This is a genomic window from Dellaglioa sp. CoH-55-MRSF-9 (genome assembly GCF_056782155.1).
This window is the reverse complement of record NZ_JBXAYG010000099.1, coordinates 1-264: the sequence shown is the minus strand read 5'-3', so window position 1 is coordinate 264 and position 264 is coordinate 1. Positions and strand designations below refer to the sequence as shown.

The 264-nt window shown below is 67.0% G+C and carries 1 protein-coding gene; it reads left to right on the top strand.

Features of this window, described 5'->3' with window-relative positions; genetic code table 11:
• Window positions 1-60: 60 nt before the first annotated feature.
• A partial coding sequence (locus AC1RPV_RS07945) for a hypothetical protein (RefSeq protein ID WP_481764227.1) occupies window positions 61-264 on the top strand: 204 nt, incomplete at its 3' end.

Below are 264 nucleotides of genomic sequence, written 5' to 3'. Positions count from 1 at the left end.
ATTGCAAACAGCCGGCAATCCCCGGGCGCGGTACTTATAGCGCAACGAACGGAGAACATCATGCTGAAGCTCATTGCTGCCGCCGGCGTCGCCACCCTGCTGGCCGGCTGCGTCGTCGCCCCGGACGCCGGATACGGCTACGGGCAGCCCTACTATTCCGATCCCGGCTACGCGTACGCGCCGTCCCCCGTGTACGGCACGGTCAATATCTGGGGCGGTGGCGGCGGACGCGACTGGGATCGCGGCCGACGCGACTACCATCAC